Genomic DNA, 7,599 nt, shown 5'->3' on the forward strand with positions numbered 1-7,599 from the left:
CCAATATGATTATGGATACTTTTCTTAGCACTATTCCACGGTCTTTCAAAGAACGATTGTTGTTTGCAACCTGATGTGTCAGAAAAATCATGGCTTTAACCATTATTTAATGGTGGGAAAGTTGAGTAAATTAATCTTTTGTTATTCTATATTTATCAGCTAATATTTTGGCTGGATTCAGTAAATAGGATATGCAAAACATAATACGTTTGCTTTCGGTTGGAATGGCACTTGCCATTTTCAAGAGAAACAAGGCTCTGGGGTGGGAGGCTACTTAATGTGTTAGCTTTTCACCTTATGTTTTTATCAAAGAACAAAACTGAATTTATTTTAAACGCTGAATCCGTATGGAACGGGAGACCCAAACAAATAGGGGTGAATCCATAGCAGGTGCTTTGGTAGGGTTAGGCTCTTTCGACCCGAATCCGTCAGCTAATCTCGTAAGCGTTGGAAGAGAAGGTGATTAATATGCTTGATGACACCTTTAGTTAGGGTATAAATTTTTTAGGCATATGCTGCAGGGACCTCTCTGCAGCATTTTTTATTGAAGAAAAAACAATTATCAAAAAGGAAGGATTGCTATGATTTCTGTATGTATTTCGGGTCTTGGCAGAACAGGTAAGGAAATTGCCGGAGTATTATTACAAGAAGATGATATCAGAATCGTAGCGGCAATATGCAGTCGCCCACAGCCATAAAAGAGGCAAACATTTAGGAGAGATTAAAGGAGGAACAGGCTGAATAAAGATTGGAGAGGAGCATAATGAAATGCCGAGAGATTACAGGGATATACCTTTATGGAAAGATATAACGACAGAACAATGGCAGGATTGGCAATGGCAGATTGCCAATCGAATCACCGGAATAGATCAGTTGGTACAGGTGGTCAATCTTACCCAGGATGAGCGCCAGGGAGTAGAAGTAAGTCTTAAAAAATTACGTATGGCAATAACACCCTATTATGCGATGCTCATGAATCCTAATGATGCGCATTGCCCTATACGGCGGCAAGCAATACCGACGGTTCATGAAACTAAAATATCCAAGTTCGACAGTTGTGATCCGCTGCATGAAACAGTCGACTCGCCAGTCCCGGGTCTTACTCACAGATATCCGGACAGGGTACTTTTGCTTATTACTGATCAGTGTTCAATGTATTGTCGCCACTGTACAAGAAGACGATTTGCCGGGCATGAGGATAGGGCTCTTTCCCAGGACAATATCAAACGGGCGATTAATTATATCAGAGCGCATAAAGAAGTCAGAGATGTACTTTTGTCAGGAGGGGACGCCTTATGCCTCTCTGATGAAAGGCTGGAAGCAATCATAAGATCAATACGAGAAATCAAACATGTGGAAATAATACGGATAGGCACAAGAACACCAGTTGTCATGCCTCAGAGAATTACCGATACGCTCTGCAAAATGCTGAAAAAATATCATCCAATTTGGCTGAATACTCACTTTAACCACCCCAAGGAATTGACAGTTGAGGCTCGCATGGCATGTGAGAAATTGGCAGATGCCGGAATTCCTCTTGGCAACCAATCTGTACTTTTAAAAGACATTAACGATTGCCCCTATATAATGCGTGATTTGGTTCAGAAACTGGTAAGCTCCAGAATTAGACCATATTACCTTTATCAGTGCGACCTTTCAGAAGGAATAGAGCATTTCAGAACTCCGGTTTCTGTAGGGATTGAAATCATAGAAATGCTGCGTGGACATACCTCGGGTCTAGCTATTCCACAGTTTGTTGTGGATGCGCCTGGAGGCGGGGGGAAGATCCCAGTCAATCCACAATACTTGATTTCATATTCCCCTGAAAAGGTCATTCTTAGAAATTATGAAGGTGTAATTTGCACGTATAGCGAGCCTCGGGATAAAACGCACCAGTGCCGAAAATGCGGCACGTGCAGTAAATTCAAGAATAAAGAATACCGGGGATTAGAAAAGTTATACAGAGATGAACAAGTGTGCTTGATTCCAAGTACAAACGTAAGACTCAACAAGAGGGAGGACTTCCATGAATATAGATCAAGACGAATGTAAAAATTTATATACAAACTTTTCGGGTGTGGACATGTACGTGGATTATCGCAATAAAAGGCTTAAAATATTGAGTCATTCTCTTTTGTCTGAGTTGATAATCAAAGAGATTATTGATTATTCCAAAAAAGAAAATCTGGGTAAGATTATTGCGAATTGTTATAAACAAGATCTTAGTCTCTTTGAGGAATGTGGGTTTGTAGCAGAGGGGGTTATCGACGGTTTTTTTCAGGGAGAGGATGCAACTTGTATGTCCCTTTTTCTTGATACGAAGCGCAAAAATTCACTCTATGAGGAGAAAGAAAACAGAATTATCGATTATTGCGTTAAGAATACCAATAAATTCGAGCTGACTAAGAATAAAAACTATACGATAAGGCAGGCCGTGCCGGACGATATTCCCCAGATAATTCAGCTTTTTCAAACGGCATTTGAAACCTATCCAACTCCTATTTTCAGCAGAGAGTATCTTCAAAAAGTCATGCAGGATCATATTTTGTATATGGTAGCGGAAGAAGAAGGAAAAATTATCAGTATTGCTTCGGCGGATCTTGACAAACAACACATGAACGCTGAAATAACTGATTGCGCCACTTATCCAAAGTATAGAGGCAGAAACATATTAAGCGAATTGATATTCCAACTGGAAACACACTTGAAACGCAATGGCTTTGCTACAGCATATAGCCTTTCAAGAGCTAACAATCTTGGAATCAACAGGTCTTTAAGCAAGCTGGGGTATATGTATCGGGGTAGACTAATCAACAACTGCCATATTTGCGGCGGTTTTGAAGATATGAATATTTGGGTAAAAACTTTAAAATAGTAAAATACTATTTTGTAAGTCAAGGGGAAGAAGATTTTTGAGAGATAGCCTGATTTGCTAAAGGATTATATTAAAAAACAAAATACTTAAGATAAATACCTGGACACTTCAGCATAAAGTGGATATATTCAGGGTATTCAAAAGAATAATTTTCTGTTATAATATAAAAGCTTAAGCAAAAATAACAATATATAGTTGTACAGGTTGATGCAAACTTCGTGAAAGTGAAGGACGCTAAAGCTATGGGTCTAAGGTTGCTTGTAAGTTGCTATGATTGCCAGGCTGCAAGTAATATGAACTTCTTGGGGGGGAGTAGTTCCGTTTTGGAGTACTCTCTTTTTTATATCTTTAATTTTCACTTGGGAGGATAGTACATATGAAACAAATGGGCATCGGACAAGCATTCAGAGCAAATTTTCTGGGTCATGCTCCGGACTGGTACAAAAGAACAATTCTTGCTTTTCTGGTGTTGAACCCTATTTTGATGGTTACCGCCGGTATGTACGTTACCGGGTGGGTGTTGATTGTCGAATTTATTTTTACCCTGGCAATGGCGTTAAAATGTTATCCGCTTCCTGCCGGTGGGCTTCTGGCGATCGAAGCCGTTGTGCTCGGACTTACTAACCCTCATATGGTCTATCACGAGGTTGAAATGAACCTGCCGGTTATTCTTCTTCTGATGTTCATGGTTGCCGGGATCTATTTTATGAAAGAAGGTCTTGTGTACCTGTTTTCCAAGCTCCTTACTAAAGTACACTCTAAAGTCGCGCTTTCATTCCTGTTCGCTGTACTGGGTGCGGTTCTTTCCGCGTTTTTGGACGCGCTGACCGTAACGGCAGTGATTATCGCCGTGGCCTATGGTTTCTATAGCATCTTCCACAAGTTTGCTTCCAGCGAAAAAGTATACGAAACGTATGACATTAATCACGACCATAGTGTTGATGAGAAACTTCATGAGGACCTGGACGAGTTTCGTGGTTTTCTGCGTAATCTTATGATGCATGGTGCTGTGGGCACTGCGCTGGGCGGAGCAATAACACTGGTTGGTGAACCGCAGAACCTGTTGATTGGCTCCATTATGCAATGGGACTTCGTAGATTTCTTTATACAATGTGCCCCTGTGTCTATCCCGGTATTGATCGTTGGTCTTCTGACCACCATTATCCTTGAAGTTACTAAGTTCTGGGGGTACGGCTACCAGCTTCCGGAATCTGTGAGAAATGTTATGGAAGATGATGTAAAAGTCAAAGATGCTGCCAGGAATATGCGCGGACGTGTGCGCCTGATTGTTATGGCTTTGTGCGGCGTTATGCTGATCTTCTCCCTGGCACTGCACTTGGCGGAAGTAGGTATTATTGGTCTTATGATTATTATCCTGCTTACTGCTTTCAACGGGGTTACTGAAGAAAAGCGCATCGGTCATGCGTTTGAAGAAGCATTGCCGTTTACTGCGCTGCTGGTCGTATTTTTTGCCGTCGTTGCGGTTATTCATGACCAGCATTTGTTTACGCCGATTATTCAATGGGTGCTGAACATGGAAGGGCAGAACCAGCTTGTGGCTTTCTTTGCGGCCAACGGTGTCCTTTCGGCAATCAGTGACAATGTTTTTGTGGCTACGGTATATATGACTGAAACACAGCAAGCGTTTGAAGCCGGAGCTATTGCGCTGGAGCAGTACAACAAGCTGGCAGTTGCCATCAACATGGGTACAAATATCCCTTCCGTTGCCACACCAAATGGTCAGGCGGCGTTTCTGTTTCTCTTGACTTCTGCACTTGCACCGCTGATTCGCCTGTCTTACGCTGAGATGGTAAAACTGGCTCTGCCATACGCCGTCGTTATGACTGCAACAGGTTTACTGGCAACAATGTACCTGTTATAACACTTAAGGATATCAAATTACAAGGGTTTGAGCATTACTGATTTTTTAGTATCTCGACTTTCGGTGACCTTATATACGATGAGAAAGATTGTCCGTTGTTAAGACTGAGGTTGTCACACTTTTAAGCCTGTCCACAGATCCTACGAGTGAAGTTAGCCCCAAGGAGTGTGGATATCATGACTGATCCAATAACTAATACAGTATCTAATACACAACGGATATCATCAGGGGACGCACGCCGCATGTCATCGCGGCTGAAATTAACATGATCAAATACTGGACGGAGAGTATCTACCTTGCCGCCGCTGTCGAGATTAGAAGGCGGCTGACGGAAGCCAAGGCCCTGCTTATGTTTGGAGAATGGGGCCAGTGGCTGGAGGAGTCGGTCAGTTACTCTCAGCGTACGGCCGACAGACTGATGAAGGTCTTCAGAGAGTACGGGAGCAAACTGCCCGAGGCTTCCGCCTGCAGCTCAAATTGCGCCCTGGTGCGTAATTTGACATACTCCCAGGCGGTGATCCTCTTAGGAGTCCCGGAAGAAGGGCGAAAAATGCGTTACAGATAGTCTAAGTTAATTCTGTTCTCCGCCCAAAATAAGTACACCTTTCGGATAATGATCCTGCACCCAGATCAAACTATTTTTGTCTGTTATCTCCTGGATATGTTTCTTATAGGCATCATACCAGTCCTGATGATTCGTACTGGCATATTTGATATCCTCACTGCCAAGGATCTTTCGGCACAGGATCTCCATCAGACTTCCCTTTAAGCCTGTCTGCCCGCCTTTCGCAAATTCGGAAAACAGGTAAGGCAGTGCTTGTTCATCCATGGCCAGAATGATATTGTACTCTGCCTGATGCGCTTTGATATAATCATAGGGATTGGAGGAAGGTAAAGGCGATGACATGATTTTCTCCAAGCACAGCTCAATCTGCTTGGCTTTGTTGACCGCCGTATTTCCTTCATTTCCAAGACTGAAGTACGCATGCTCCAGACGCGTAAGCAATTCCTTCAGCAAATCGGCACTTTCGGCATATACACGTACATCTCTCTGCATCATTTGCTCCATTCTGCTTCTTAAGTAAGTCGTGCTATATCCTTCATATTTTCCCACGCTGTCGGTAAATTTTATGTTAATGACTTCAACATTATCTACTAGGCTGAACAACAGGATGGCATTGCGCCCAAACACATCACCGATCATTCCGTCTTCCGCAGAAATCGCTGAATCGTCGTTGATCCGGTAATGAATGGTTAAACCATACGGCGCGGTCGACGTCTGCAACTCGACTTTATCCCGGACAACCCCTTCCGGCAAAGGCATCGCGTCAATTAGCGCGATAACTTTAACGGCATTGCCTACATACGGTGTTTTGTTGGCCAGTAATTTATCTACTGCATAACCAGCGTATGTTTCCTGTCCTGCAGCCGTGTCATTGACCGGGTTGGCCACAAATCCAATCATCAACGCTACAATCGCAACAACTGCCGCCGTACCAATCCAAACACCGGGCTTTCTGTAATGGATCACATTTTTGATTCTCGCTTTAATATTGTTTTCACCAAAAGCTAAAGGCGCAGCCTGCCAAAAGCTGTTCTTCTGAACTGCCAACGCCAGCAGGGAATTGGAATAATCCGCTTTGACCCCTTGCCCCTTGTTTCTAATAACCGTTTCATCGCAGGACATTTCCATGTCCTTAACCATCAGCGCAAAACAGAGCCACATCAACGGATTAAACCAATGGATGATCAGAATCAGAAATGCCGCCGGTTTGATCAGATAATCGCGTCTCTTAATATGCACCGTTTCATGCGCCAGTACATAGGGCAATCCCCGGGGCGAAATGCCTGCAGGCAAATAAATTCTGGGTCTGATAAAGCCAAAAACAAACGGCGTGCTGATTTGATCTGTCTCATAAATATGCGGTAAAGAAGCATCCAGCAGCGTAGCCGTTTTGATCTTTCCTGCAATTTTAAAATAGGAAAAAATATTCCAAATCAGCAACACCGTAACTCCGGCAATCCAGACCATACTGCCAAGCAACATCAGCATAGGAAGCGGACTTACACCCATTGCTGCGACCAGAGGCAGCGTACTGCCAACTGAACCGTTTATTGTACCGTTTATTGCATAATTTATGTTCTCAAGGCCTGCCATCACCAGCGTCTCAGACAAAGCATCAGGCTGCATTGCGGGTCTGACAACGTTTAAGAAACTAAAAACTGAGGTAAATGAACCTGGACAAACCAGTCTGAAAAAAACCGCCAGCCACAACAGATAAGAGAAGATTTTCGGTGCCCTTTTCAGAAGCAGTCGAATCAGGATCACACCCAGAGCCACATAGGAAGCTGTTATGCTCATATCGACAACAGTGCTGAATACTGTCATCAAGCTGTTCATTGCATCGCCTCCTCAATAATTCGTTTCAGTTCTTCAGCTTCCTTGGCCGTAAGCTTTTTCCGATCGAGGAACGCTGTTAAAAACTGCGGCAGAGAACCTTCAAAGTTTTTTTCGATTAAAGATTGGCTTTCATATTTCTGCACTTCTTCCTTTTTAACAAGTGAAGTGACTACTGCATCAGCATTGTCTAAAATGCCCCGTTCACATAGCTTTCGCAAAACCGTGTAAGTGGTTGACTTCTTCCAGCCCAATCTTTCCAAAGAAAGCCTTACAAGCTCAGTCGAATTCACCGGTTCCTTTTCCCAGACGATACTGACAAATTTATACTCCGCATCAAATAATTTATAGCTTTCCATGATACCTCCGAAGGTTTATCTCAATAGACCCTACTTGTAAGTCTATTCCAATAGACCTCATTTGTCAACAGAAAATCCGCGGTGC

6 protein-coding genes, 2 riboswitches and 1 other annotated feature are annotated in these 7,599 nt (G+C 43.0%); of the genes, 4 read left to right on the top strand and 2 right to left on the bottom strand.

Features of this window, described 5'->3' with window-relative positions; translation table 11 throughout:
* Positions 1 to 217 precede the first annotated feature (217 nt).
* Positions 218 to 272, top strand: a sequence feature (sodium ion sensor (DUF1646 type); this cis-regulatory element may regulate processes involved in with the transportation of sodium ions).
* A 53-nt stretch (positions 273 to 325) separates the two neighbouring features.
* Positions 326 to 463: riboswitch (cyclic di-AMP (ydaO/yuaA leader) on the top strand.
* 305 nt (positions 464 to 768) lie between these two features.
* From ablA to A7D23_RS13440, 4 genes are all read left to right on the top strand, one after another.
* Entirely contained in the window at positions 769 to 2,052 is a 1,284-nt protein-coding gene (ablA, locus tag A7D23_RS13425) for a lysine 2,3-aminomutase (protein WP_019225491.1), read from the top strand.
* The gene (gene ablB, locus A7D23_RS13430; RefSeq protein WP_019225490.1) at positions 2,027 to 2,875 is read left to right on the top strand and encodes a putative beta-lysine N-acetyltransferase; all 849 of its coding nucleotides are present in this window, start codon (positions 2,027 to 2,029) and stop codon (positions 2,873 to 2,875) included. Before ablA ends, ablB begins: the two co-directional genes overlap by 26 nt.
* A gap of 198 nt (positions 2,876 to 3,073) precedes the next feature.
* Positions 3,074 to 3,165, top strand: a riboswitch (cyclic di-GMP riboswitch).
* Between the two features lie 86 nt (positions 3,166 to 3,251).
* Positions 3,252 to 4,757, top strand: coding sequence for a sodium/proton antiporter NhaB (gene nhaB / locus A7D23_RS13435; RefSeq protein ID WP_019225489.1), 1,506 nt, complete (start codon positions 3,252 to 3,254; stop codon positions 4,755 to 4,757).
* 265 nt (positions 4,758 to 5,022) lie between these two features.
* A complete protein-coding gene (locus A7D23_RS13440) occupies positions 5,023 to 5,322 on the top strand; it encodes a DUF3102 domain-containing protein (RefSeq protein WP_019225488.1) in 300 nt (99 codons plus the stop codon).
* A 6-nt stretch (positions 5,323 to 5,328) separates the two neighbouring features.
* On the opposite strand, the gene A7D23_RS13445 is transcribed toward A7D23_RS13440, so the two are convergent.
* On the bottom strand, positions 5,329 to 7,158 hold the full coding sequence (locus A7D23_RS13445) for a M56 family metallopeptidase (RefSeq protein WP_019225487.1): 1,830 nt from the start codon (positions 7,156 to 7,158) through the stop codon (positions 5,329 to 5,331).
* Complete coding sequence (locus A7D23_RS13450) at positions 7,155 to 7,514, bottom strand: BlaI/MecI/CopY family transcriptional regulator (protein ID WP_019225486.1); 360 nt, start codon at positions 7,512 to 7,514, stop codon at positions 7,155 to 7,157. Before A7D23_RS13450 ends, A7D23_RS13445 begins: the two co-directional genes overlap by 4 nt.
* Between the last annotated feature and the right edge of the window lie 85 nt (positions 7,515 to 7,599).

The sequence above is a fragment of the Dehalobacter sp. TeCB1 genome (assembly GCF_001707455.1).
Lineage (GTDB): Bacteria > Bacillota > Desulfitobacteriia > Desulfitobacteriales > Syntrophobotulaceae > Dehalobacter > Dehalobacter restrictus.